This is a genomic window from Streptomyces sp. NPDC025651, from assembly GCF_055558735.1.
On sequence record NZ_JBVHLZ010000003.1, the window covers coordinates 436,434 to 460,083 of the forward strand.

Annotated in this window: 25 protein-coding genes and 1 pseudogene; 11 read left to right on the top strand and 15 right to left on the bottom strand. The window is 69.8% G+C overall.

Annotated elements, in window-relative coordinates:
* Position 1 precedes the first annotated feature (1 nt).
* The 5 genes from ACZ4D5_RS14200 (at position 2) to exaC (ending at position 6,511) form a co-directional block, all read left to right on the top strand.
* Positions 2-1,219, top strand: a complete 1,218-nt coding sequence (locus ACZ4D5_RS14200; RefSeq protein WP_467772626.1) for an ROK family protein — start codon at positions 2-4, stop codon at positions 1,217-1,219.
* 454 nt (positions 1,220-1,673) lie between these two features.
* A complete protein-coding gene (locus ACZ4D5_RS14205; RefSeq protein WP_467772627.1) occupies positions 1,674-2,687 on the top strand; it encodes an acetamidase/formamidase family protein in 1,014 nt (337 codons plus the stop codon).
* 89 nt (positions 2,688-2,776) lie between these two features.
* Positions 2,777-3,376, top strand: coding sequence for an N-acetylmuramoyl-L-alanine amidase (locus tag ACZ4D5_RS14210; RefSeq protein ID WP_467772628.1), 600 nt, complete (start codon positions 2,777-2,779; stop codon positions 3,374-3,376).
* A 118-nt stretch (positions 3,377-3,494) separates the two neighbouring features.
* Positions 3,495-4,880 carry a winged helix-turn-helix domain-containing protein gene (locus ACZ4D5_RS14215; RefSeq protein WP_467772629.1) on the top strand — a complete coding sequence of 462 codons (1,386 nt, stop codon included), beginning with the start codon at positions 3,495-3,497 and terminating at the stop codon, positions 4,878-4,880.
* Between the two features lie 107 nt (positions 4,881-4,987).
* Positions 4,988-6,511 (top strand): acetaldehyde dehydrogenase ExaC, encoded by a 1,524-nt coding sequence (gene exaC, locus ACZ4D5_RS14220; RefSeq protein ID WP_467772630.1) that lies wholly within the window; start codon positions 4,988-4,990, stop codon positions 6,509-6,511.
* Positions 6,512-6,672: 161 nt separating this feature from the next.
* Here the strand turns inward: exaC and ACZ4D5_RS14225 are convergent, their stop codons facing one another.
* The gene (locus ACZ4D5_RS14225; protein ID WP_467772631.1) at positions 6,673-7,692 is read right to left on the bottom strand and encodes a tyrosine-type recombinase/integrase; all 1,020 of its coding nucleotides are present in this window, start codon (positions 7,690-7,692) and stop codon (positions 6,673-6,675) included.
* A 673-nt stretch (positions 7,693-8,365) separates the two neighbouring features.
* Between ACZ4D5_RS14225 and ACZ4D5_RS14230 the strand changes: the two genes are divergently transcribed.
* Positions 8,366-9,004, top strand: a complete 639-nt coding sequence (locus ACZ4D5_RS14230; protein ID WP_467772632.1) for a hypothetical protein — start codon at positions 8,366-8,368, stop codon at positions 9,002-9,004.
* 332 nt (positions 9,005-9,336) lie between these two features.
* Here the strand turns inward: ACZ4D5_RS14230 and ACZ4D5_RS14235 are convergent, their stop codons facing one another.
* The 3 genes from ACZ4D5_RS14235 to ACZ4D5_RS14245 all read right to left on the bottom strand — a co-directional run bounded on the left by ACZ4D5_RS14235 (position 9,337) and on the right by ACZ4D5_RS14245 (position 13,012).
* Positions 9,337-11,076: a hypothetical protein gene (locus ACZ4D5_RS14235; protein ID WP_467772633.1), complete on the bottom strand. Its 1,740-nt coding sequence runs from the start codon at positions 11,074-11,076 to the stop codon at positions 9,337-9,339.
* A gap of 25 nt (positions 11,077-11,101) precedes the next feature.
* Positions 11,102-11,719, bottom strand: coding sequence for a hypothetical protein (locus tag ACZ4D5_RS14240; RefSeq protein ID WP_467772634.1), 618 nt, complete (start codon positions 11,717-11,719; stop codon positions 11,102-11,104).
* A gap of 915 nt (positions 11,720-12,634) precedes the next feature.
* Entirely contained in the window at positions 12,635-13,012 is a 378-nt protein-coding gene (locus tag ACZ4D5_RS14245; protein ID WP_467772635.1) for a hypothetical protein, read from the bottom strand.
* Between the two features lie 119 nt (positions 13,013-13,131).
* On the opposite strand from ACZ4D5_RS14245, the gene ACZ4D5_RS14250 reads away from it, so the two are divergent.
* The gene (locus tag ACZ4D5_RS14250) at positions 13,132-13,368 is read left to right on the top strand and encodes an antitoxin MazE7 (RefSeq protein WP_467772636.1); all 237 of its coding nucleotides are present in this window, start codon (positions 13,132-13,134) and stop codon (positions 13,366-13,368) included.
* 4 nt (positions 13,369-13,372) lie between these two features.
* Complete coding sequence (locus tag ACZ4D5_RS14255) at positions 13,373-13,741, top strand: toxin Doc (RefSeq protein ID WP_467772637.1); 369 nt, start codon at positions 13,373-13,375, stop codon at positions 13,739-13,741.
* Positions 13,742-13,766: 25 nt separating this feature from the next.
* Here ACZ4D5_RS14255 and tgmC read toward each other — a convergent pair whose 3' ends face one another.
* From tgmC to ACZ4D5_RS14270, 3 genes are all read right to left on the bottom strand, one after another.
* A complete protein-coding gene (tgmC, locus tag ACZ4D5_RS14260; RefSeq protein ID WP_467772638.1) occupies positions 13,767-15,869 on the bottom strand; it encodes an ATP-grasp peptide maturase system methyltransferase in 2,103 nt (700 codons plus the stop codon).
* Positions 15,866-15,970 (bottom strand): hypothetical protein, encoded by a 105-nt coding sequence (locus ACZ4D5_RS14265; protein ID WP_467772639.1) that lies wholly within the window; start codon positions 15,968-15,970, stop codon positions 15,866-15,868. The genes tgmC and ACZ4D5_RS14265 overlap by 4 nt, the downstream gene beginning before the upstream one ends.
* Positions 15,971-16,685: 715 nt before the next feature.
* Positions 16,686-16,832: a hypothetical protein gene (locus tag ACZ4D5_RS14270; protein ID WP_467772640.1), complete on the bottom strand. Its 147-nt coding sequence runs from the start codon at positions 16,830-16,832 to the stop codon at positions 16,686-16,688.
* Between the two features lie 333 nt (positions 16,833-17,165).
* Here ACZ4D5_RS14270 and ACZ4D5_RS14275 point away from each other — a divergent pair, with 333 nt between their 5' ends.
* Both ACZ4D5_RS14275 and ACZ4D5_RS14280 read left to right on the top strand, forming a co-directional pair.
* Complete coding sequence (locus tag ACZ4D5_RS14275) at positions 17,166-17,588, top strand: hypothetical protein (RefSeq protein WP_467772641.1); 423 nt, start codon at positions 17,166-17,168, stop codon at positions 17,586-17,588.
* A 35-nt stretch (positions 17,589-17,623) separates the two neighbouring features.
* Positions 17,624-18,259, top strand: coding sequence for a hypothetical protein (locus ACZ4D5_RS14280; protein WP_467772642.1), 636 nt, complete (start codon positions 17,624-17,626; stop codon positions 18,257-18,259).
* A 532-nt stretch (positions 18,260-18,791) separates the two neighbouring features.
* Here the strand turns inward: ACZ4D5_RS14280 and ACZ4D5_RS14285 are convergent.
* From ACZ4D5_RS14285 to ACZ4D5_RS14320, 8 genes and pseudogenes are all read right to left on the bottom strand, one after another.
* On the bottom strand, positions 18,792-19,166 hold the full coding sequence (locus ACZ4D5_RS14285; protein ID WP_467772643.1) for an STAS domain-containing protein: 375 nt from the start codon (positions 19,164-19,166) through the stop codon (positions 18,792-18,794).
* A 631-nt stretch (positions 19,167-19,797) separates the two neighbouring features.
* Entirely contained in the window at positions 19,798-20,037 is a 240-nt protein-coding gene (locus ACZ4D5_RS14290; RefSeq protein ID WP_467772644.1) for a TraR/DksA family transcriptional regulator, read from the bottom strand.
* 300 nt (positions 20,038-20,337) lie between these two features.
* Positions 20,338-20,697 (bottom strand): SPDY domain-containing protein, encoded by a 360-nt coding sequence (locus tag ACZ4D5_RS14295; RefSeq protein WP_467773027.1) that lies wholly within the window; start codon positions 20,695-20,697, stop codon positions 20,338-20,340.
* Positions 20,660-20,830: pseudogene (locus tag ACZ4D5_RS14300) on the bottom strand (SPDY domain-containing protein); the annotation flags it as partial. The pseudogene ACZ4D5_RS14300 and the gene ACZ4D5_RS14295, both read right to left, overlap by 38 nt.
* 167 nt (positions 20,831-20,997) lie before the next feature.
* Positions 20,998-21,303 (bottom strand): hypothetical protein, encoded by a 306-nt coding sequence (locus ACZ4D5_RS14305; RefSeq protein ID WP_467772645.1) that lies wholly within the window; start codon positions 21,301-21,303, stop codon positions 20,998-21,000.
* Positions 21,304-21,881: 578 nt separating this feature from the next.
* A complete protein-coding gene (locus tag ACZ4D5_RS14310) occupies positions 21,882-22,367 on the bottom strand; it encodes a hypothetical protein (RefSeq protein WP_467772646.1) in 486 nt (161 codons plus the stop codon).
* A gap of 11 nt (positions 22,368-22,378) precedes the next feature.
* Entirely contained in the window at positions 22,379-22,708 is a 330-nt protein-coding gene (locus ACZ4D5_RS14315) for a helix-turn-helix domain-containing protein (RefSeq protein WP_467772647.1), read from the bottom strand.
* Between the two features lie 10 nt (positions 22,709-22,718).
* Positions 22,719-22,934 carry a tyrosine-type recombinase/integrase gene (locus ACZ4D5_RS14320; protein ID WP_467773028.1) on the bottom strand — a complete coding sequence of 72 codons (216 nt, stop codon included), beginning with the start codon at positions 22,932-22,934 and terminating at the stop codon, positions 22,719-22,721.
* Between the two features lie 191 nt (positions 22,935-23,125).
* Between ACZ4D5_RS14320 and ACZ4D5_RS14325 the strand changes: the two genes are divergently transcribed.
* Positions 23,126-23,575 (top strand): hypothetical protein, encoded by a 450-nt coding sequence (locus tag ACZ4D5_RS14325; protein WP_467772648.1) that lies wholly within the window; start codon positions 23,126-23,128, stop codon positions 23,573-23,575.
* The last annotated feature ends 75 nt before the right edge of the window (positions 23,576-23,650 follow it).

Here is a 23,650-nt window from a genome sequence, read left to right on the forward strand (position 1 = left end):
CATGACCGCACCGCTGCACGACGCGCGCCGGGGGGCGTCCGGCGCGCGCCTGCCCGACACCCAGCAGGGCATGCGCCGCCGCAACCTCTCCCGGGTGCTGCACACCGTGGCCGCACGCGGTCCGCTGTCGCGTGCCGCCGTGGCCTCCCACATCGGGCTGACCCGGGCCGCCGTCTCCACGCTGGTCGACGAGTTGATCCGGTCCGGACTCCTTGACGAACTGGGCCCGGAGCGGCCCGGGCGCGTGGGTCGCCCCGGCTCCGCCCTCGCGGTCAGCGCGCGGGGCCCCGTCGGAATCGGCGCCGAAGTGGGCGTCGACCATCTCGCGGTGTGCGCGGTCGATCTGCGCGGCGAGACGCGGGCGCGCATCGTGCGACCTGCCCGCAACCGTGGCCGCTCGCCCGTGCCCGTGCTGGCGGAACTCGGCGTCCTGGTGGAACGGGTGAGCGACGAGGCCCGCAGGTCGGGCCTGTCCCCCGCCGGACTCGCCGTGGCCGTGCCCGGCCTGGTCGCCCGTGATACGCGCACCGTCGTCCGCGCGCCCAACCTGGGCTGGCACGACGTCGACCTCGACCCGCTTCTGCCCACCGCGCTGCCGCTGGCCGTGGACAACGAAGCCAACTTCGGAGCGCTCGCGGAGCTGTGGCTCGGCGAGGAGTCGCCCGAGGACTTCCTCCATGTCTCGGCGGAGATCGGCATCGGCGCCGCTCTCGTCGTCGACGGACGGCTGCTGCGCGGAACGCACGGTTTCGCGGGCGAGTTGGGGCACGTGCCCGTACGGCCTGACGGGCCGGCCTGCCCGTGCGGCGGCCGTGGCTGCCTGGAGCAGTACGCGGGCGAGGAGGCGGTGCTGCGAGCGGCGGGCCTGGACCCCGGCGAGGACCGGATGGGGCTTCTCGCCGAGCACGCCGCCGCGGGCGACAAGGTGGTGCGGAAGGCACTGAGGGGCGCCGGGACGGCGTTGGGCATCGCGCTCACCGGCGCCGTCAATCTGCTGGACCCGCGGGCCGTGGTGCTCGGTGGGGCGCTGTCACGCCTTGCCCCGTGGCTGTTTCCCTCCCTGGAAAGGGAGTTGACGGAGCGCACGGCGGGCCGGTCCTGCGAGGTGTCGGTTTCCGGCCTTGGCCCGGACGGGCCGCTGCTGGGCGCGGCGCACTCGGTGGCGCGGGCGGTGCTGGACGATCCGGTGGGAGTCGGCGGAGCGGTGCGGGCGGGGTAGGGCGAAGCATCCGCGCTCACGGGCTCCTCCGGGGCCACCCCATCCCCCGATCGAGCGGCCGAGTTATCCACAGTCACGCCGCTGTGCACAGATGCGAGCCGCGCCCTTCCACCTCAACCAGCAGGCGCCGTACCGTAATTCACGCGAGCCGTCGCTGCCCGGGTGGCGATGGCGGCTCCGCGAATCGGGGGTTCAGTGGATCGGGGGATTCAGTGTCGGGGGATTCAGTGTCGGGGGGAAATCACTCCAGGCCTGTGCCGCGCGTCTCCGGGCTGCGCCGCAGGCCATCGGGCTCCGCGAGCTCCTCTTCCCACCCATTGCAGCTTTCCGACCTGCGCGACACGAGCAATACGAGCAACACGAGCAACACGAGCAACCGAAGTGTGCAATGTGATCGTATCGGCCCCGACGGCCGGAGCGAGGGCCCGTTCGGCCAGAGTGGAGCGGTACGGCAATGAGCGACCCCCGGATCCTGACCGTGCGCCCCGAAGCGGGCGAGTACGCCTGGACGTTCGGCGGAGCGGCGCCCGTGGCACGCATCGCGCCGGGCACCGTGCTGGATCTGTTCACAGAGGACTGCTTCGCCGGGAACGTGCGCTCGGAGAAGGACCTCGTCTCCGAGGTCTGCGAATTTCCCTTCCTGAACCCGCAGACAGGCCCCTTCTACGTGGAGGGTGCCGAGCCGGGTGACACCGTCGCCGTGCACTTCGTGTCGATCGAACCGGCCCGCGACTGGGCCGCCTCCACCACGGTCCCCCTGTTCGGCGCCTTGACGTCGACGCACTCCACCGCCTCGCTCCAGGCGCCGTTGCCCGAAGCCGTGTGGATCTGGCAGCTCGACCGGGCCCGTCGCACCGCACAGTTCAGCGCGCGGGACAGCGACTTCACGGTCGAACTGCCCATGGACCCCATGCACGGCACCGTCGGTGTCGCGCCCGCGAATCTGGAGGTGCGCTCGGCACTCGTGCCCGACGCCCACGGAGGCAACATGGACACGCCCGAGATGCGGGCCGGCGTGACCTGCTATCTGGGGGTGAACGTGGAAGGCGCCCTGCTGAGTCTGGGCGACGGGCACGCGCGCCAGGGCGAGGGCGAGACGTGCGGGGTTGCCGTCGAGTGCGCCATGAACACCGTGGTGATCGTCGAACTGCTCAAGGGGGTGGCCACCCCGTGGCCGCGCCTGGAGTCCGACACGCACATCATCTCGACCGGGTCGGCGCGACCGCTGGAGGACGCCTTCCGAATATCCCAACTCGACCTGGTGCAGTGGTTGGTGCGCGATTACGGCTTCAGCGAGCTGGACGCCTACCAGTTCGCGACGCAGACCGTCGAATCGCCGCTCGCCAATGTCTGCGACACCAACTACACGTGCGTGGCCAAGATCCGAAAGGAGTGGCTGCCCGCGCGCGAGACGCACCGCGGACTGCACGCACGGCTGCGCGAGACAGCCGCCTCGCTCCCCCACTGACAGAACCCGGTACGCAGCGACCTTCCGAGGTGAACCCTTCAAGTACAGCGCCAGTCCGGACGATCCCCCCACCGAGAGGCAGGTCAGTCATGGATCGAGCAAGGCGCTTCCCCAGCAGGCGTCGGCTGCTGCAGGGCGCGGTCGCCGCCGCGCTGCCCACCGCTCTCCTGCCCGCCACCCACGCGACCGCCCGGGCCCAGGCGGTCGACTACCCCCTGGCCGAGTGGGTCCCGGCCAGCACCTCCAACTACACGGCCTCCAACCGCCCCAGCACGTATCCCGTCGACTACGTGATCATCCACGTCACCCAGGAGACCTACGCGGACACCCTCGCCATCTTCCAGAACCCTGCGAAGAAGGTCTCCGCCCACTACGTGGTGCGCTCCAAGGACGGCCACATCGCCCAGTGCGTGCGCGAGCGGAACATCGGCTGGCACGCGGGCAACTGGACCTACAACACACGCAGCATCGGCATCGAGCACGAAGGGTGGGTCGACAAACCGGAGTACTTCACCGACGCGATGTACGAGCAGTCGGCCGCGCTCACCGCAGCCATCTGTGCGAAGTACGGCATCCCCAAGGACCGTGAGCACATCATCGGTCACCACGAAGTTCCCGGCTCGGACCACACGGACCCCGGTCGGTACTGGGACTGGTCGCGCTACATACGAATCGTCAACTTCGCCTGAGGCCGCACTCGGTGGCGTCGTGCCCGCGGCATGACGTCCCGGGCCGTTTCGCGTCCTTGTCGGCTTCGGTTCCCGGGGCGACGATGGCACCACCGCATCGCCGTTCCGGGAGGCCGAGTTGACCGATCCATGGGTGGCCCTGGAGCCGGGTGCCGACCCCGCCGAGCGGGTGAGACAGCTGCGACAGGCCCACGAGAGGTTCACCGCCAGCGGGACGGTGGCCCGTCCCGTGCGCTCGGTGGTGGCCGAATCATGGCGCAGGTCGGCCAGGGCGCGGGTCAGTCCTGAGGGCACCGGAGCGGCGGTGGAGCTGACGGACGGCGACCTCGGCACCTACCGGGCGGAGCATCCACTGGCTCGCGTGATGCCGCTGTTCCGCGAGCTGATGGGCACCTTCGCGACGGACGGAGAGCATCTTCTCGCGGTGTGCGACGCGCAGAGCAGGTTGCTGTGGGTCGAGGGCCACGCGGTGACGCGGCAGCGGGCGGGGCGGATGAACTTCGTGCCGGGCGCCCGGTGGGCGGAGTCCGCCATGGGGACGAACGCCCCGGGGACAGCGGTCGCCGTGGACCGGCCGGTGCAGGTCTTCGCGACCGAACACTTCATGCGGCGCGTCCAGCCGTGGACGTGTGCGGCAGCTCCCGTGCACGATCCGCGGACGGGGCGGCTGATCGGCGCGGTCGACATCACCGGTGGGGACGGGCTCGCGCACCCGCACAGCCTCGCCTTCGTGCAGGCCGTCGCGCGGGCGGCGGAGTCCCAACTGGCGTTGCTCGCCCCGCCGATGGGCGCCGGGGAGTCGCTCGAACTGTCGGCGTTGGGGCGTGACGAGGCGTTGCTGCTCGTGGGTGGGCACAAAGTGCGGCTCAGCCGTCGGCACAGCGAGATCGTCGTGCTGCTGGCCCGCCATCCGGAGGGGCTGACCGGGGACGAGTTGTTGTACGCGCTGTACGAGGACGAGTCGGTTCCGCAGGTGACCCTGCGGGCGGAGATGGCGCGGCTGCGGCGCGTGCTCGGGGCGGAGCTGCTGCGGTCGCGGCCGTACCGTCTGGCGGCGCCCGTCGAGTGCGACGTCGACACGGTCGAGCGTCGGCTGGGGGCCGGGGCCGTGACAGCGGCGGCCGCCGCGTATGCCGGGCCACTGCTTCCGCAGTCCCAGGCGCCCGCGCTGGTCCGGCTCCGCCGCAGGCTGGCCGACCAGCTGCGGGCGGCACTCGTCGACCGCAACGACCCCGATCTGCTGGCGGATTGGGCGCATGCTCCGTGGGGCGAGGACGACCTGGTGGTGTGGCGGGCGCTGGCCGCGCTGCGCCCGACGGCCCCCGTGCTGTCCCGCCTGCGCCGGCTCGATGCCGAGCTGGCTTCGACCGGGCAGGGGCACGGGCGCACCCAGGAACAGGAAGGGGTTCGGGCACGGGCAGGGGCACATGCGGGCAGGAATACGGCAAGGGCAAGCGAGTGGCGCGGGTACGCGGAGACAGACTCGTGGCCCGGGCACGCGTAAGCAGGCTCGTGTCCCGTGGCCGCAACGTTGATGCAACGTCCGCGCTTCTAGCCTCCCTGCGAGAGCTGTCCAGCGGCGGGCAGCCGTCCACGGGAGGCCAGTCAAAGATGACCCGTTACGCAGCGCCAGGCACCGAGGGCGCGATCGTCTCCTACCAGTCGCGATACGACCACTTCATCGGCGGCGAGTATGTGGCGCCCGCCCGTGGCCAGTACTTCGAGAACCCGAGCCCGGTCAACGGCCGCCCCTTCACCGAGATCGCCCGGGGCACCGCCGAGGACGTCGAGCGCGCGCTCGACGCGGCCCACGCGGCCGCGCCCGCGTGGGCGCGTACCTCCGTCACGGAGCGCGCGGACGTGCTGCGGAAGATCGCCGACCGGATGGAGGCCAATCTCGAACAGCTCGCGGTCGCCGAGAGCTGGGAGAACGGCAAGCCGGTCCGCGAGACGCTGGCCGCCGACATCCCGCTCGCCATCGACCACTTCCGGTACTTCGCGGGCGTCATCCGCGCGCAGGAGGGGTCGCTGAGCGAGGTCGACGAGGACACCATCGCGTACCACTTCCACGAGCCGCTCGGCGTCGTCGCGCAGATCATTCCGTGGAACTTCCCGATCCTCATGGCCACATGGAAGCTGGCGCCGGCGCTCGCCGCAGGGAACGCAGTCGTCCTCAAGCCCGCCGAGCAGACCCCGGCCTCCATCCACTACTGGGTGAGTCTGGTCGCCGACCTGCTGCCGCCCGGGGTCGTCAACATCGTCAACGGCTTCGGCGTCGAGGCGGGCAAGCCGCTCGCATCGAGTCCACGCGTCGCCAAGGTCGCCTTCACCGGCGAGACCACCACGGGGCGGCTGATCATGCAGTACGCCTCCGAGAACATCAAGCCGGTGACGTTGGAGCTGGGCGGCAAGTCGCCGAACATCTTCTTCGACGACGTGTGGGCGGCCGACGACGACTTCCGGGACAAGGCCCTCGAAGGCTTCACGATGTTCGCCCTCAACCAGGGCGAGGTCTGCACCTGTCCGTCACGGGCGCTGGTGCAGCGCGGGCACTACAGCGAGTTTCTCGAGGCGGCCGTCGCCCGCACCGAACAGATCAAGGCCGGGCACCCCCTCGACACCGACACCATGATCGGCGCGCAGGCCTCCAACGACCAGCTGGAGAAGATCCTCTCCTATCTGGACATCGGCCAGCAGGAGGGTGCCAAGGTCCTCACGGGCGGTCAGCGCATCGAGTACGACGGGGAGTTGGCGGGTGGCTACTACGTCCAGCCGACGATCTTCGAGGGCGACAACCGCATGCGGATCTTCCAGGAGGAGATCTTCGGTCCGGTCGTCTCGGTCGCGTCGTTCAACGACTTCGACGACGCCATCAAGATCGCCAACGACAGCCTGTACGGGCTGGGCGCGGGCGTGTGGACGCGGGACATCAACACGGCGTACCGCGCGGGCCGTTCGATCCAGGCGGGCCGCGTCTGGACGAACTGCTACCACGCCTACCCGGCGCACGCGGCGTTCGGCGGCTACAAGCAGTCCGGGATCGGCCGCGAGACCCACAAGATGATGCTGGAGCACTACCAGCAGACGAAGAACCTCCTGGTGTCGTACTCGCCGAAGAAGCTGGGCTTCTTCTAGGAGCACGAAAAAAGGCGCCTGAACTGGGCTTTTGCCGGTCAGGCGCCTTCCGCTCGGCCCGCTCAGAACACGGCCAGATCTACGCCATAACTCTCAGTTTCTCCCACCGATATCCCACTCCTGACCAGCTCTTCCGGTCTATTTCCGGTCCAAGTCCCGACTCACCCCGCAGGCGCCGAGCCCTGGCTGACGCGGTCCCACTCCTGCATGGACTGCTCAATCAACCGGTTGGCCTGCTCCCGAACGCCATCCAGGAACTTGGCGCAGTGCCGGAAGAGGACCTCGATGCTCTGGCCCGCGCGGCGAGCGCATTCGGCCGGGTCCACACCGGAGTACAACCAGAACGAGATGCCGGCGTGCCGGAGATCGTAGGGCCGCTTGGCCAGTCCGGAGGCGAGTTCCGTGCGGGTCAGGACACGCTTCCGCGCCCGCGCCCATGTGATGCCGTACGCAGCTGCGTCCACATAGTTGCCGGCCTGGTTCCGGAAGAGCCGACCATCCGGCGCCACGCCGAACCGTTTGATGTGCGCGCGCAGGATCCGCACGAACTGCGGCGGGATGGGCACGGGCCGGGTCGCGGTAGCGGCGCGGCGCTTGAGCGAGTGCACCTCGTGCACCGCGCCGTCGTCCGTCCACTCCTTGCCCGCGGTGATGACGCCGCCCGACAGGTTGAGCATCCCCCATCCGGTCTCGGGGAGATGGCACTGTTCGAGCCGGAGGTGAATGACTTCCGCGGGCCGCATGGCCGCGTAGTACATGCAGCCGAAGAACGCCTCCAGGTGAGGGCCGCGACCGCGCTGCTGAGCAACCGCCGCGAGCAGCCGGGCGACTTGGGCCGGATTGGGGACGGCAGCCGGGTCCACCTCCTCGTTGACCGCCGGAGCGTTCCACCGGAGCCCGTTGAGGGGGGGCTCCGCGAAGTAACCTTTCTCTACAGCGGTGTTGAGCACTTCGTTGAACGCAGCCCGCTTGCGCCGCGCCGTCTTGGCCGCAGCCGCTTTGCCGTCCAGCTTGCGACGCAGGGCGTTCAGCGCCCGTCGCAGCACATCGGATTCCGCCAGAGCACCGACGGGCAAGGAGTTTCGCTTCAGCCAGTCAAGCGCCTTCCGCCACTCCTCGGTCGGCCCTTGGGCCCACGCGTTCTTGTTGAACGCCCACGAGTAGAAGGCGCGCCGCAGCACCCGTGGCTCCGGATACGTTGCGCCGGGGTGCACCAGGGCGGGCGAATGCGGGAGGCGTGCTGGGCCGCAGCCTGGGGGAGGAAGAGGAATCGGCAGACCGCCCGGGAGCGGTCTTGCGTGTGGCTGCCGCCGCGCGGTCCTGACGGGCCTGGCGGAGGGTGCGCTGGGCCAGGGAGAGCGGCGGAAGGCAGGCGGGCGGGCCGCTTAGGCCGGTGGCGGCGTCGTCGGTCCAGTGGGCGAGCTGCCAGTGTTCTTCGGCGAACATCTGCAGCTCGGGCCGGCCCCGGTTCGGTGTCCAGATCTTCCAGGAGCCGACGGCCAGGACGAAGGCGCCGGCCGTGAGCGGCTGCAGGAGGCTGTCGTGGGCGGAGCGGATTCGTACGGTGAAGCCGTGTCCGTCCGTGTGCCGAATGACCGGCCGGTCCTGGCGGTCGTGTTCAACAGCGGTGATGCGGCCGTAGACGTCGACCGGGTGCCGGAGCTTGGGCCCGCTGGCCAGGCGCGCGTACAGCCGGGCCTGATCGCCGGGCGGACGGGAAGACGTCCCACGGCCAACGCATGCGTACAGCCCCTGCGTCGAAGGCTTTTCGTGCACGGCGATCGTGGCGACCACCGGCCCTCGAGCTCACCAGAACCACAACAAGTGCCCCAACTGGGTGAATCAATGACATCCATGAACGACGAGATCGCGGAGCAGCAGGCGGACATCACCCGCCTGCTGCTCCACCACGTCCATGCGCCCTTCACCGGCACACACTGCATCCGGGGCATCCTGCCCGCACCTGCGCGATCTGAGGCCATTCGCGTCGTTGTGGGTGAGGCGAGCGATTACACGCCGGACGAGTTGATCGCCTACGAGATCCCGCTGCACTGGGGCAAAGAACCGGCTACGGCAGAGGACATCACCGGGATTCTGCGCACCCTGGTCACAGGCACACGCATCTACTCAAGTGACCGCATCAGCCAAGTAATGGGCATGCCCCTCATCCGCGTGGACCCCTCAGCGCTGAACGCACCGGGCCCCACCGCCGATGACCGCGCCCTCAGGGTTCTGCGAAGTTTTACTCAGCCGTATACGGAGGAGAAGCCGAACCCCCTGCTGCTCGGATTCTGCTTTCTGAACCGGGAACGCCTGCGTCTCTACCTCAACACCGACATGGCCCCCGGGGTCATCGCCGTCGACGTACGCCCGTCACATGCCACCACCGCCTTGCTTGCCTCCCTGCCGTCGCTGCTCGACGAGGAGCAGTACAGGACCGCTGATGACTCCGATCCACACTGCTCCCACGTCGTGGACCTCACCGACGGGTAGGGACTTGATGACGGGTGCGGGTCTTTTGAAGTGACGGTCGGGGGGCAAGCAGTGAGGCCGTGGTTCTGCTGGTCGTGACGGTGCTGCCGGATGTGTACCGGGACATCGTCCCTGAGTGAGATCGGCGTGGTGGGCCGTTGCTGCCGCGGATCATCTACCGGATCGCCGTGTCCAGGTTCGGGGCTGGGGGCGGCGATGGCGTCGTGTTGCTCCACCCCCAACCCGACCATCACAACGACAGCCTCTCGGCCTGATCGGCGATCTCACTCAGGAAGAGCTACACCCATAGGAGTTGGGGCGGACCGCCTGAAGGTGCACCAGGTGCGGGCGGGTCAGGCCCAGGTCCTGGCGAACTGGGCGAGGGAGGCTTGGCCGCCCTTCCTGGCGAAGACCGAACCCATCTCGACCCAGTCGCCCACCTGCCTGGTCATGCCGTTACTGAACTCGACGGCGGTCGCGGCCTGTTCACCCACTCCGGGGTCCCCGCCGGCCAGTTCGATGACGGTCGGGACCTGGGTGGCGAGGTCGATCGAGCCTTGGATCACCTTCGCGGCGACCTTGCCCTGCTTGGCGGTGGCGCCGATCACCTCGGCGCCACGGGTGCCGACATACGTGGAGATCCGCCCGGCCTTGGTGGCATTGGCCCCCGCGGTCGCCGCGAGGAAGGCCCGGCCGCTCTTGCGGGCGGCCACTCCCACCTTGCCGACGGTCCGCATCGAGAGCTTCCCCGCCTTCGCGGCCTTGCCGAGCGCGCCGATGCCCGGCAGCGCCCCCATCAGGTCGGCGCCCAGTTCCGCGATGGTCTCCGCGTCCCAGTCGCCCCTGACGGCCGCGTCGGCCACGTGGAAGCCGAGCGAGGCGACGGCGGTGACCGCCGCGATCGGCCCGGCGAGCGGGGCGAGTACGGGGATCATGGCGAGCACGCCCGCCACGGCGGAGACGATGCCGAAGACGTCGCCGAGGACGCCCCAGATGGTGCGCTTCGCCTCCTCTTCCGCGGCCTTGGCCGCGGCGAGCGCCTGGAGGTACTCGTACTCCCGCCCGCTGGTCTCGATGATCCGGGTCAGCTCCCGGTTGATGAGGAAGCACTGGAGCTGGTACTCGGCCTGCACCGCCAGCAACAGGTCGACCAGCTCGCGCAGTTCGGGGTCGGGGACGACGTCGGGGCCGTACGCGTTGTCGGTGAACCGCCAGATGGGGGCCCAGGCGTACAGGTCGCTGCCCGGGAGCGCGTCCTTCCCCTTGCCGATGTTGCGGGCGACCTCCGGGTCCAGGAAGTCGATCAGGGCCCAGGGGATCACCCCGCGGTCCGAGGTGCCGTCGTGGGTGACGACGTAGTTGCTCTCGCGGTGCCGCATGAAGCTGTCGAAGGCCCGCCGGGCCGTGTCGTCCAGTTTGTCCTTGTGCTCGCCGATGTAGTCGTGCACCACGTTCTCGACGATGTTGAAGCCCGACTGGAGGCGCGAGCCTCCCGGCCGCCCCTTGGGCCGCCACTCCCCGAGAGCGTCCGGCGAGGCCGGTGGGGCCCCGTCGCGCGGGCCGCCCTCCCACTCCGTCAGCGCCTTGGTGACGAGCGCCTCACGGGTGGCGTCGTCGAAGAGGGCGGCGTCCGGGAGCGGCGCGGGCAGCCAGCCGATCACCTGGTTCACCATGCGCGTCGCGGCACGGGTGTTGAGGGTCAGGGCGAGCGTCTTCAGGCGGCCGCCGGGCGCGAACCAGGGCCCTTCCCGGTAGTGCGCCCCCGCTGAGTCCTCCGGCGCCGGCGTGCTCGCCCGGTCGGCCGCGTCGATCGCCTGGGCCTCCTTGTCCAGCCTGCGCAGGGCGGCCAGGATGCGGTCCTCCTGGTAGCGGAAGGAGCGCAGTAACTGGTCGGCGCGGTAACGGTCCTCGTCCTTGAGGGACTTGGGGTCCCAGCCCCAGAAGCTGACCGCACGCGCCTCGTCGGTGAGGAAGCGGTGCAGGGTGTCGTGCACCTCCGCCACGACCAGGTCGTGGGTGCCGGGGTCGTAGCCGAGGTGGGGCATCGGGTTCTTGCCGCCGCCCTTGGCGCTGGAGTACGGGCTCTCCATCATGGTGTCGATTCCCTTCCGGGCCGGGTCAGTCGGCGAACTGGATCGTCTTGCAGATCTGGCCGAGGATGGCGACGTAGTCGTCCCACTCGGCGGTGTTCTCGGTGGCGATGGAGAAGTCGGCCATGGCCAGCCGTCCTGGGACGGGGACGAAGACGTGCATCTGGCGCACGACGGTGGGGCGGTCGTCGTTCTCCAGGAGGTTGACCGGCCTGGGCACCTCGGTCTCCTCGGTGAGGAGCACGACGGGCCCGGTGTGTATCCGGACGACGCCGACCTCGGCTTCCGGGTAGATGGCGCCCATGGTGCGGGCGAGCCGGTGCACGGTCTGGTCGTTGGACAGTTCGCTGGGCCGCGCGGTGACCGTGAACATCAGTGAGGTGAGCCGGGCGTCCGGGGTGTCCTCGCCGGGCCTGGCGAGCAGGATCCCGGCGTAGACGGCACCGGCGGCGGCCAGCATCTCGTACATCGACTGCTGTGCCAGGACGGCGTGGGCGATCTCCTCGTCGCTCGGGCGCGGGTCGATCGACGTCAGCTGGTCCAGGAGCTTGTTGGTGTTCTCCTCCGCCGAGAGGGCGAAGTCGATGTCCCGGAAGACTTCGGGCACTTGGAAGGTCAAGGGCAGGTCGATGGTGGCTTCAGCCATGGAGGTTCCTTGATAGCGACGAAGGGGCGATGGGGATGACGAGGGGGCAAGGGGGCTACGGACTCGACGGCCTGGCCCGCTGAGGGGCGGACGCCGGGAGCGGCCCGGTGCGGGCCGCTCCCGGCGGACATGCGACGCAGTGGCGTGTGCCAGTACGACGCGGAAAGCGATCGGCACCCCGTACGAACCGCTCGTGCGGGCGTCGCGCTCTCCTCCCCGAGCACATTTCCGCGCTGCGGGACCGCTCCCTCAGCGCCCTCCCGCTCGCGGCGGAGGGCCGTTCTGACCTGGCGGCGAACCACCACGGCGACGGGAGGCAGGGCGAGGCCAGCGACCCACGAAGACGGAGGCCGCGAGGAGCACGGCTCCGGCCAAGGAGGCCCAGCGGGCGGAGGGCACGGTGAGCGCGACGATGAAGGAGGCCAGGCCCAGCCCGGCGAAGGCCGCTTTGAGCAGGGTCGCATGAGGGGTGGAACCGCCAACGCCGGATCTCATAGCTCTCCCATCCGCTCTGCCCACGAACCGGTGGCAGGAGAGCTCCCGATGTTCGCGGGGCGGGGTGTTCTGGTACCGACCCGCATAGCCTCCCCTCCGCCCCGCAGGTCCCGGCTCCTTGCATTCCCAGAAGCCGCCCGCCATTCTCGGCAGCCCGCACCAGCCCCCACAAGATCAACATTTCGCATGTGTGTGCGACCTGTCCGAATCGCCGCGACCCCACTGCACGCTCTGTCCGCCCTGCGCCCGGCCCACCCGCATTGCGCACCACCGAAAATGGCCGGAAGCCCCAGTGGGAGAGGCCCGAAGAGTTCCGCGACCGAGGTCCGGGCGGGTGCCGGAGGCCGCCAGGGGGCCGCACAGCGCCTCCGGCCTCCCCCGCGCCGCGCGGCACGCCGGTGCGGCGTGGTGAGGGTCGCCTTACTTCCTATTCGTGGAAAATCCGGCCGGGTCGTGGGCCTGCAGATCCCGGATGAACGCCACGACGAGCTCTTCTGTCTCCCCTGGATCGAGCAGCGCATCATGCTGCCGGGCCAGCGAGTTGAGCAGCTTGGTCAGGTCGTGGCCGTGCGGCGGCGTGCCCTTGTGCAGCGCCTTCAGGCTCAGCTCCGCCAGCAGCCGGGTGTTGAAGAACGCCATCTGCGGCACGTTGAGCGCGACGAGGCCGCACACCGCCTCGTAGCACTGGGCCAGGGTGTCCCCGGCCGGGTCCGCGCAGTGCGCCCGTGACAGGCAGAGCGAATCCGGGACGTCGTGGTCCTCGGCCATGCCGTTGAAGGGAGACTCGTACGCGGTCATGCCCCCTTCAACGAGGAAGTCCGCCTCCAGGGCCACGGTTCAGCACGGGCGATCCCCTGGTCAGGGCGTTCTTTCCGAGCGGGTGGTGCCGAGCCCGCGTCGCGCGTCACACTCGGGGCATGGCCGACATCGAGCTGGACGACAGCACCAGCAGCGACCTCGATGACCTGGCGCACGACGCGGGCCTGACCGTCCCGCAGTACCTGGCCCAGGTGACCCGTGAGAAGAAGCGCGAGCGCGCCCTGAACGTCGGGGCCGCGGCGTTCCGCCGCGTGACCGGCGAGGGGGCCGACGCCTTCGACGCCGAGTTCCGCGGCCCGGCCACGACCGGCCGCGGCACCCCGCAGGCGGCCTGAACCGGTGCCTGGCGAGTACTTCATCGACCACCGGTGGATCCTGGAACGCCAGGCCGAGATCCTGCCCGGCGACCTCTCCGTGGACGACTACTCCGTGCTCGTCGGCATGGCCGCCCGGCACAAGGTCGAACCGCCCCGGCACGACCAGGCCTCCGACGCCTTCTGGCGCGCCGCGGTCCTGCTGCAGGAATGCGCCCTGCTACGCCCGCTGCCCACCAGGAACGAGCTGTTCGGGCGCGGCCTGGCCGTGGCGTACCTGGAGTTGTCCGGCGTACGCGTGCACACGAAGTTCGAGCCCTGGCGCGACCTGATCCACGACATCGCCGCACTGCGGCTGACGGTGTACGACGCCGCCGACCGGCTGCGGGCCTAGCGGCTGCCGCAAGACTGAGGCCCTCTCACACGGGCAGGCGCCAGTGCGGACCGTCCGGGGAGCCCATCCAGACCGTCTGCTCCAAGGCGGTGTCCGACACCGTCATGCCGAAGTCCGTCAGCGCCGGCGCCCCGGCCTCCTGCCAGAGCTCCAGCGCCGCCTCCACCTGATCCCACAGGCACAGCGGCCCGTGCTGGTGCACCGCGAAGCCGCTGCCGTCCGGCCGTGTCCACGCCTGGGAGCCGGTGGCCACATCCCGCAGGACCACCCCCTCGCTCGTGGACATCAACTCGGCGGAGGGCGCGGCGAGTTGGGCGACGAAGTGTGCGGCCCACTCCTCCAGCAGGGCGGGGTCCACCCGGGTGGGGCGGGCGGTGCCGTCCTGGCGCAGGAAGCCCGGGTGCGGCGGGCGCTCGTGCGGGCGGGCGAGCATGTAGGAGATCGTGTCGCCGGTGAAGCGGCCGTGCGCTGCTCCGGTGTCGTCGAGGGTGAGGCGGATCAGTCCGGAGGCGAGCATCCACCCGCTGATCGTCGTGGTGATGGTGCCGCCGTCGGCGAGCTGCCACAGCCAGGAGCGGGGGATGGAGCGGACCGCGCAGGTGGCGATGACCGCGTCGTAGTCGGCCTGTTCCGTATGCCCCTGCAGGCCGTCCCCGACCACCAGGGCCGGCGCGTACCCGGCATGGTCGAGGTGTCGGGCCGCGCTCGCGGCCAGGCCGGTGTCGTACTCGATGCTCACGACCTGCTTCTCGCCGAGCCGGTGGCACAGCAGGGCCGTGGAGCAGCCGGCGCCCGTGCCCACCTCCAGGACCTTCTCGCCCCCGTGCAGGTCGGCCACCTGCAGCGTGCGTGCCACGAGCGAGGGCAGGGTCGCCGACGAGGTCGGCGTGCCCGCGACGGGGCCCGCCGCGTCGATGGCGTCCACGCCGTCGACCTGGGTCACCCACGTCCGGTCGGCGTAGACCAGACGCAGCCACTCCTGATGGTCCATCTCGTCGCGGCGCACCGGCTCCCAGCGGGTGCCCGCAGGCCGGTACAGGGCGGTATCGAGGAACAGGTGGCGGGGCACGGCCGCGAGCGCGGCACCCCACTGCGCGGCGAGCGTCGGGTTGCCCGCGCTGATCTCGGCGGCCAGGCCGCGGCGCAGCGAGGCGCTGTCATCGGTCACGGTGTTCTCCCGCGTACTGAAGCTGGTCGGCGACGGCAGTGACCAGTCGCGTGGTGATCGGCTCGGGAAACCACGCGAACTGCCCGTTCGGATTGCACTCGTACCGCCAGGCGCGGCCCGCCGCATCCAGACCGAAGTCGAACGCGCCGAAACCCGCCCGACGGCATCCAGGTAGCCGCGGACCGCCTTGGCCAGCTCGGGCGGGGTGTCGATGAGCGTGTAGGTGAGGGCGTCGTAGTGGCGGCGCCAGTCCGGCCCCGGCGCGCCGTCGATCCGCACCGTGAAGACCTCCTCCCCCACCACCGTCACCCGCAGGTCGGCCACCGACGGCACCCGGTGCTGGAACAGGTGCATGGTCTGGGCGATGCCCGCGGTGAGCTCGGCCGGATCCACCTCGTCGACCCACACGGTCAGCGCCCGCCCCCGGGCATCCTGGTAGTCGGTGCTGCGCAGCGGCTTGTAGACGACGGGCCCGTGCTCGCGGGCGAACTCTTGTGCCGCGGCCGGGTCGTTGGTGAGCAGGGTCGCCGGCACGTCGAACCCGCAGCGGGCGGCCATGGCCAGCTGGGCCGGCTTGTACTCGGCATCCCGGTTCCGCCAGGGGTGGTTCACGTAGTGCGCGCCGGGCAACGACGCCAACAGGCCGCCCAGACCGAAGCGTGCCTCCTCGACGGCCCAGCGGGCGTCCTGCTCCTCCAGGCCCTCGGGGGCGGCATACGGCCGGGGCCTGCGCCAGTACACCGACCGCACCCCATCCAGCTCGGCGACACGCGTCGTCGTGCACACCTGCCCGCTCAGCCCGGAACTGTCCAGGCGGGCCTCGACGCCGATGTCCTGCGGGAAGTCGCCCGGGGCGAGACGGACGACCGGGACCCGGCGACGGTTCAGCTCCTCGTTCACCACATCGGCCGTCGCGTCATCCACCCGGGAGACCACCAGGAACGGCGCCCGCGACGTCAATCGTTGTCCCCTTCCTGGTCGCTGCCCTGGTCAGGGTTGCCGTCCAGGCTGGTCTTCGTGGTCGTCTCCTTGGACGTCTCGGTCCGCTTGTGCCGGTCCATCGCCGGCACCTCCAACCCGTCCGGCCCCCAACCACATCCCCGTCTGGGACTCGGGGTCCAGAACCACCTCGGCGGCTGGCAGCGCCACCTCAGGGAACAGCCCCATCCGCGTCACACCCCACGGAGCCACAGCCCGCCGGCCACCAGCCCGCCGCCCTGCTCGCCCAGGCCGTCGCACGCCGTGAACTGGACACCGCCGACTCGCTCAGCGACGTACTCGTGTGGCGGCTGCGGCGCATGGCCGACCTGCCCGCCGACGCCTCCGCCACGCCCGAGCACGGCACGACGCCACGCCGGAAGTCCACCAGCACGTACCGATCCGCTTCGCCTTCCCGACCGGCCGAACAGAACCGGGGCAACGCTCGGTGAGACGCTGCCAGGTGGCAGGCCCTCGGTCAGCAGATGGTCGCGATCAAGGACGCCAGGATCGTCATCGCTGCGATGCCCACCATGACCTCACGCCGCAGCACGGAGGGCTGCCCCCGTGCGCCTGCCGCACGGAGGCAGTCACCAGAGCACGAGGGTGGATGCATGAAAGGCGAGTCGAGCCAGTACGGGGCCAGGAGTTGAGCACCGGTCGGAGGCAACGTAGAACGGTCCATGTGGAGGAAACGATGCTTCGGCGCCCAGCGGTACGTAGCGCAACACGTCTGTAACCGTTCGTGCCCTCGCTCTAGTTGTCTCATGAGTAGGGGATTTGAGTCCGCCCGCTCGTTCATTGGCCGTCCGGTGGTGCGCCTTCCCGCAGGAGCAGCGCGAGCACGCCGAGGGCCAGAGTCATCGCGGCGGCGAAGGCACCGCCTCCGGCGCCCAGCACGACCAGGAGGTCCCCCGGTTTCGTGGTGTTCCGTTCTCCTGGCACGTCGACCCCAGTCGAACGAAGACCTAGGACGGGCTTTGCCCTGCCCATCGCCAGCCTCAGCCGAGCCGTCGAGCACCGCGGCCTGGCACCGGCCCCCTCGACGGCGAGCGGCAGGGCGAAAGTCCAGCGCCCACTGAACCTGATGAACAGTCAACTCGGCAGCTCACTTGGGGCCGCGATGAGATGACGCCGGACGGGACTGTGCCCGTGCCCAGGATGCTCCCACTGTGAGCAGCGGCTCTGGCGGCCTCCGATTGCCAGCCTTGTGAGTTGCAGCAGGTCAGCGCGCCGGGCCACTCCCCGTGTGACTGATGAACGACGAGGAGGGGACATATGTTTCGACGACGTACAGACCGGGAGTTCCGTGAGGCCCAGCGCGTCGGCCAGGCGATGCTGCGGATGCATGCGAGCCGGCCGACGCCCGACTTCAGCCCGGCCTCTCCCGAGGCCGACGTGGTCCCCGACTTCCCGCCGCACGACCTTCGTGTGCCCTCCCGGCAGGAGGTCGAGGGGCTGATGATGCGCTGGGAGCAGCCGCTCGTCATCGACGGCGCGATCCGTGAGTGCCCGCAGTGCGGCGCGTACCGGGACTGGATCGTCTTCAGCATGCGCGACGACACGATCCAGCTGCGCTGCCGCGCCGGCCACACCACCACCGAGCCGCAGCTGGACCCGGCCTGGTACAACCGCAACCCCGGTCCGGCCGACCAGTGGCACGCCACCTTGGACGACGGCCTGCGCCACCTGGGCCACTGAGCACCCACAACCCCTACCCGCCGACACAGGCTCCCGTGTCGGCCCCATCAAAACGTCCACCTGCTTCGCACACCAAGGGGTTTCGCATACGCCGCCGCACTACGACCGTTCTGCCCCTGGCCACGCTCTCCGCACTCGCCCCCGCGGGCTGCTCCGGCGACAACTCCGGCCCGTCGGGCGCCTCGCCGAGGGTCGCACCCGCTCCCCGCAGCCGTGATAGCGCAGTCGCCACGCCGCTGTCCTCGGCCGCGCTGCACGAGCGGCTCCTGACCGAGAAGGACCTGGGCGACGGCTATGTGCGCAAGGCGAAGACCGCCTTCACGTACAGCGGGACCAGCAACTCCGAAGTGAACGAGGAGCTCTACAGCGACACCGCGCCAAAGCTCTCCGACGGCTTCGGACAGATCTTCGACGCGATGGCCTCCTGCCCCACGTACCAAGTCGTCGTCGCTGGCAGCACGGCCATCGACATGACTACCCAGACGACCACCGCGCCCGACCTCGGCGAAGAGCAATGGAGCCAACTGCTCACCTACTCCGTCGCCGGGCAGCAGACCGTCGTCAAGCAGACGGCGATACGCACGGGGACCGTAGTTGTCATCGTCTCCGGATCGCCGGCCCTGGTCGACTCCCACCTGGACAAGGCTCTGACCAAGGCGCAGTCCCAATAGCGCCCGTGTCCTGTTCGCCGGTGCCCCTGCCGTTGCAGAACAGCAGGGGCACCGTCGTGTCGCCCTCTAGCGCTGGGAACACAACGCACCCCACGAACCGGCGGATACGTCTATCGCGGGATGCGACACGGCGGAAGAGACTGAATGGGCCGAGCGGCAGGCCCGATGGGGCGAACCGCAGCCCCTCTTTACAGTCCGGCATGGGCGAATGCGTGGCCCACCTAGTTGGGGCGCTGGGATGCTGGAGCGGGCCGCCCCGTGCGGAGTCGGCGACGCTGCGGGGCGGGCAGCCTTCGGAAATGCTGCACTTCGGGCATCCGGACGCTGCGTGTGGGCCCCGCCGACTGCGCTCCCCTGGTCGGACAGGGCCCACGCCTCGACGGACGTCCAGGGGCGCGGGACCAACCCCTGGTCGGCGTGACGCCCGGAGGCTTGCTGGTCGGGTACCCGATCCGGCCGCGCGCATCGCAAGGACCGTCCACTCATCTGCCCGGAGCACGCGGCCTGGGGCCCTGCGCCGAGGCGGCGATGCTCAAGGGCACGGGCCGCCGGGACGTTCGGGTTCGCCGGGCTGGTCGGGTTCGCCGGGCTGGTCGGGTTCGCCGAGGAACAGTGCCGTGGTGCCGGTGATGTAAAAGACGAGGCGAACCAGGGGCGAGAGCCCCACCACGCGCAGTGTGCCGCCCCGAGCCGCCGCCCGGCGCCGGTGCCTGAGCAGCGTGTTCACCGTGGTGGAGTCGGCGAACGTGACCTGGGACAGGTCGAGTTCGCAGCGTCTGTCCTCGCGCAAAGCGAGTTCCAGCACTAGCTGCGGGACGGTGGCCAGGTCGACTTCGCCGCAGACGCGGATCAGGACCGTATCGAGAACGTCAACTACCTCAACGGAGAACGGCATGCGTGGAGCCATGCGCGAACGCCCCTTGAATCGTTCAGTTGTGACCAGTTCCGGAACGAGCCCGGGGCGCGCCGCGCCCGCAGGGGCTCTGACGCACAACGTACTCCTGGAACGGCCCCGGCAGATCCCGGCAGTCTCTGCTGCACCCCGAGCTCGGCCGAAACCAGCGACCGGCGAGGAAGACCGCCAGGCTCGCACCACGTCGGCCAGAGCCCCTGGCGGTCGGCCCCGGCAGGCAACAACCGCTGCTCCTGCTCGCTCCGGCGCTGTTGATGCCTCCCACGCGACGCTTCTCCAGCGCAGGGATGGCAGTGCGCCGCTGAGGTTGACGGGGCACGCCTCCCTGGCCCGCCCGGACCGTTGAGCACTGCATGGACGATATGAACGCCCCTCCCGCCGCGGGCGGATCCTGGAACCTGGCTCCCGCCGCCAGGCCGTCCCAACCAGGCTGTCGGAAGGCCGCTCGCAACATCTTCACAAGGTTTCCAGGGCAGGGGTTACCGCACCCATGACAAAAGCCCGGCAGGCCAAGGTGCCTGCCGGGCAACACGGTTAGGGCGTGTCTGATAGGTCGATCAGCGGCGGTGCCGCTCATACGCCGTCCGCCACCTACTGAACCGGGATGGCTCTAGTACCTCCGCGGCTACTTCTGCTGCTGCTTCCGCTTGCATTCCACGCACTCCGTCGCGTGGGGGAACGCCTGCATGCGGGCCTTACCGATGGCCCGGCCGCAGTTATGGCAGAGCCCGTAAGTGCCCTGTTCGAGTCGCGTCAGCGCCTCCTCGGTCTTCTGCAGCCTCTCGCGGGCGTCGGCCGAGTCCTCAGCAGCGTCCTCGGTGGCTTGTATCTCGTTCCGCAGCTGCACGGTCTCCGCCAGTAGCATGTTGTGCACTTCTGCGACCTCTGCCGGGGACCAGGGGGCCTCACCCGGCCCGACGGCAAGCTCTTCTGGTGCAGCGGCCATGACGGTTACCTCTTCGTTGGTTGGGTACGACCTGTTTCTGATCAACGTAGCCCACCGGCATTGCGCCAGACCAGAGACCTCCGATCGCTCTCGCGGGCGAGCAACGCCCAGTCACAGCCCGATGAACGACCCGTCGGACAGGCCCTAGATCGGTCGGCCGTCCTAGGCGGGCGCGCGTCCCGTACGGGCCGATACGGCGGGGCACCGGCCGGAACTGGGTCAGTCTCGGTGGACGATGGTGAGGCGCTGCTCCGCGCTGTGCGGCAACCTGTGACGTGCCACCGGCACTGGGGATGCGAGCGAGGCCGCGAAGATGGCGACCAGCTCGTTGGGGACACTCGGGCTGAAGGACGCGCACCACAGGTAGGGGGCGCCGAACGTCGGCTCGGCCCATGCCTGCCAGCTCCATGTCACGGACCCAGCCCTGTGCCCCCAATGCCATGAGCACCGCCTCGGGCTCCGCCAAGCCGACAGCGGGCAGCGCGCTCGCGTCCAGCGCGACGAGGAAGTCGTGGAGGACCTCGGGTGGCACGCCGGTGGTGAAGTAGGCGCTCCACTGTACGAGGGCACTGGTGGCATCCGGGTGGGCGGAGATCTGCAGGGCCGCCCGCAGGCCGCCGAGCGTGAACGGGCTGCTGGCCAGGATCCATTCGGCGCCGCGCAGCTCGTCGGGGCTCACGTACAGCAGGGTGTCGCGGGAGGTCGGCCACATGCGCCACCCCAGGCCGGTGAGGGTGTCGTCGATCCGCTCGGCGAGGGCGTCATCGTCGCCGGCGAGGTGGCGTGGGGTGACCCAGTACACCGGGTCGGGCGAGGAGGGGCGGGGGCATCGGCGGGATGGTGCGGGTGCAGGGGCGCCTCCATGGGCTCGGGGTTGGTTCAGTGTTCGCCGTTGGGGCGGGCGCGGCGCCGGCGGCGCGGGGGTGCCTCGGTCGGCTCGTGCCAGGTCAGGGCGATGGCGACGTCGGGCGGGAGGGGGCCGAGCTGTTCCGCCTCGTCCTCGTCCGGCTCGGTAAGGAACAGCACGGGTCGGCCCTGCTCATCGCGGGCGCTGAGCAGCTGACCTGCGCGATGGGCCATGGGGAAGCCGGGGTTGATGGCCAGCCGCACCGCGGCATTGCGCTCGTAGGCCGACAGTTGGTCGATCAGGAGGGCTCGTGGATCCCGGCACGGTCGACAATCCACTGCTCGAGCTCCGAGGGCGTCCGGCCGACCAGCGCGACGCCGTCCGCATAGACCTGAGGGCCCTTCAGGGCGTCGACCGATATCCCGCGCAGCTGCTCCTCCCGGCCGTAGTAGAACGTCAGCCCCAGCCCCCAGCACTCTCCTTGACCGTGCTGTACCGATCTCGCGAGAGAGCCGCACGCGTGTGGCGCTGGGGGTTCCGTACGAGGGCACCCAGCGCTGCGGTGACCTCCTCTGGCCGCATCCCGAAACGCAGCGGACCCACCCCCTCGAACGGTTCCAGCAACCATCGCCGCCGCCCGCTGTCCGGAAGCACATCCCACACACCCCACCGGTCGAACATTCACTCAATCCTTCATCCAAGATTCCTGCTCCACGATCCGGCCTTCCGTGTCCTGCTCGGCGGTAGTACGAGCCGGTCCCGTGCTGGGCCCCCCAACCCCCCGTACCAGCAACCAATGCCGCCCTCAGGCACGGTGCGTCGGCCATCCGAGGGCCAGGGCCGTCCAAGGTCCGCCGCCGGGAGGCTCCGGCCGCGAGCCGTTTCCTCCCGGTGGCCCGCCCACGTCGGCCGTCGCTCAAGCGGTGTGACAGCGACGGCTGTGGGCGGCGGCCAGCGCCGCGCCCAGGGCGATCGAGGCACCGCCAGCCCCGAGCATCCAGCCGGAGCCGGCGGTGCTGCCGGTCGCGGCCAACGTGGCGCCCGAGTCGGCGTCGCTGCCGGTCTCGGTCAAGGTGGTATCCGAGTCGTCCTGTCCGGTGGAACCGTCGTCTGCGTCGGGCTGCCCGGTGGCCGGGCCGGCGGCGGCGCTCCCCGCGCCGGTGGCAGCGGAGTCCCCGGTGACCGAAAGCTCCGTCAAGCCGCCCTGCGGAGCACGCTTGTCACCCGGGGCCTGCAGCTCCCTGCCGGACTCGTCCGTGGCCGGCGGCTCGCTCTCCTCGACCACGATGTCGAAGTCGTAGCCCATCTCCTCCGACACGCTGTGGACGTCGTCCTCGTCGAGGTATACGCCGTGCGCTTGGGCGAAGCCGACGCCTACCGGCATAGCGGCGTCGACCTTCATCCGCTGGCCCTCTACTCCCGCACGATGCGGGCCCGCCTGGGCCGGAACCCGCCGACACCAGCCTCGGCCGCGCCGGCTTCGCCCGCGGCCTTGCGCCGCCGGGACGGGGTAGCGACCGGCTCGATGAGTTCCTCCATCGAGCAGCCGAGGATGTCCAGCAGCGCCATCAAGGTCCTCGGACTCGACCGCTCAGGCCGCTCCACCACCAGGCGGTAGGTCTGCGACGGAGACAGCTCAATCCCTCGCTCAGCCAGCAACGGCCGCAGATCGGCGGTGGAGAACATGCCCCGGGTGGCCATCACTTCGCGCAGGTGCCAGCGGTAGTCCAGTTTCGCCTTCACAGCCATCCCCTCACCGGTTCGCTTCCAGCGCCTGGTCCAGGACCCTGCGCATCATCGTGTTCATGAAGTCACCGCTGACTCCCTTATAAATCGCCGTGGTTGAGGCGAAGCGATGACCGAACTGCTGCTGAATGAACTGCGGGTCGGCGCCGTCCTCGATGTTGTGCGTGACGTACGAATGCCTTGTGTCCGCAGAAGCCGTGTGCGGGTGACTCCATGTAGCGATTCAGCAGGCGTGTCGACACGGTTGCCTGCGCGACCGAGTTCGTCGTATGTGTTGCATTCCTCCCCGCACGATGTGGCGGAGGTCACGCCATCTCGGATTGGTGTCAGGGCCATGTGGAGACGATGCAGCCCAGCCGGGCTGGATGATCTCGGTTGGAACTGGGGCATGCAGCACCGACGGACGGGGGAGCGATGGCTGACAAGATCGATGTGCTTCTGGCGTTCTGGCAGGAACATCGGGAATCTGACCGCCAGGTCGAGAATCAGAGAGCGACGTTGACGAACATCGTCATCGTCATCGTCTCGGCTGGACTGGGATTCCTCGCGCAAAAGGGTCTCCGCCCACCCATGCTCGCGGTGACCGTGCCGATGGTGGCACTCGGGATCTATGGAGCCCTGGCGAGTCTGAAGTCCCATGAACGATGTGCATTTCATATGCGGCAAGCCAGGTGGCTGCGTCAGAAGATCGATGCGCTTCACCCGGAGCTGGAAATTGAGGACGGGGTGCGGGCGGCGAGGCGTGCCCAGCGCCTTCGCTTCCCGCTGCTGGCGAAGACCCGGATGTATGCCCTGTGGGTTGCGCTGCACTCGGCGGTCGCTGTAAGCGGGGTCGTTCTTTCTGTATGGATCCTTGCCACTTGACCGGTCACGGACTCGGGCAGAGGCCCGAGTCCGCCTCAACCGCAGCTCCCGATCACGGTGGTTCGTGGCGCGAGA

Bases quoted from the DNA above. Each gene is read 5' to 3' on its own strand.
- ACZ4D5_RS14325 (WP_467772648.1), top strand. From the start codon at position 23,126: ATGGCTGACAAGATCGATGTGCTTCTGGCGTTCTGGCAGGAACATCGG.
- ACZ4D5_RS14200 (WP_467772626.1), top strand. From the start codon at position 2: ATGACCGCACCGCTGCACGACGCGCGCCGGGGGGCGTCCGGCGCGCGC.
- ACZ4D5_RS14250 (WP_467772636.1), top strand. From the start codon at position 13,132: ATGGCCGACATCGAGCTGGACGACAGCACCAGCAGCGACCTCGATGAC.
- ACZ4D5_RS14275 (WP_467772641.1), top strand. From the start codon at position 17,166: ATGTTTCGACGACGTACAGACCGGGAGTTCCGTGAGGCCCAGCGCGTC.
- ACZ4D5_RS14290 (WP_467772644.1), bottom strand. From the start codon at position 20,037: ATGCTACTGGCGGAGACCGTGCAGCTGCGGAACGAGATACAAGCCACC.
- ACZ4D5_RS14310 (WP_467772646.1), bottom strand. From the start codon at position 22,367: ATGAAGGTCGACGCCGCTATGCCGGTAGGCGTCGGCTTCGCCCAAGCG.
- ACZ4D5_RS14205 (WP_467772627.1), top strand. From the start codon at position 1,674: ATGAGCGACCCCCGGATCCTGACCGTGCGCCCCGAAGCGGGCGAGTAC.
- exaC (WP_467772630.1), top strand. From the start codon at position 4,988: ATGACCCGTTACGCAGCGCCAGGCACCGAGGGCGCGATCGTCTCCTAC.
- ACZ4D5_RS14245 (WP_467772635.1), bottom strand. From the start codon at position 13,012: ATGACCGCGTACGAGTCTCCCTTCAACGGCATGGCCGAGGACCACGAC.
- ACZ4D5_RS14230 (WP_467772632.1), top strand. From the start codon at position 8,366: ATGAACGACGAGATCGCGGAGCAGCAGGCGGACATCACCCGCCTGCTG.
- ACZ4D5_RS14265 (WP_467772639.1), bottom strand. From the start codon at position 15,970: ATGGACCGGCACAAGCGGACCGAGACGTCCAAGGAGACGACCACGAAG.
- ACZ4D5_RS14210 (WP_467772628.1), top strand. From the start codon at position 2,777: ATGGATCGAGCAAGGCGCTTCCCCAGCAGGCGTCGGCTGCTGCAGGGC.
- ACZ4D5_RS14235 (WP_467772633.1), bottom strand. From the start codon at position 11,076: ATGATGGAGAGCCCGTACTCCAGCGCCAAGGGCGGCGGCAAGAACCCG.
- ACZ4D5_RS14295 (WP_467773027.1), bottom strand. From the start codon at position 20,697: ATGCCACCAGTGCCCTCGTACAGTGGAGCGCCTACTTCACCACCGGCG.
- ACZ4D5_RS14285 (WP_467772643.1), bottom strand. From the start codon at position 19,166: ATGGCTCCACGCATGCCGTTCTCCGTTGAGGTAGTTGACGTTCTCGAT.
- ACZ4D5_RS14240 (WP_467772634.1), bottom strand. From the start codon at position 11,719: ATGGCTGAAGCCACCATCGACCTGCCCTTGACCTTCCAAGTGCCCGAA.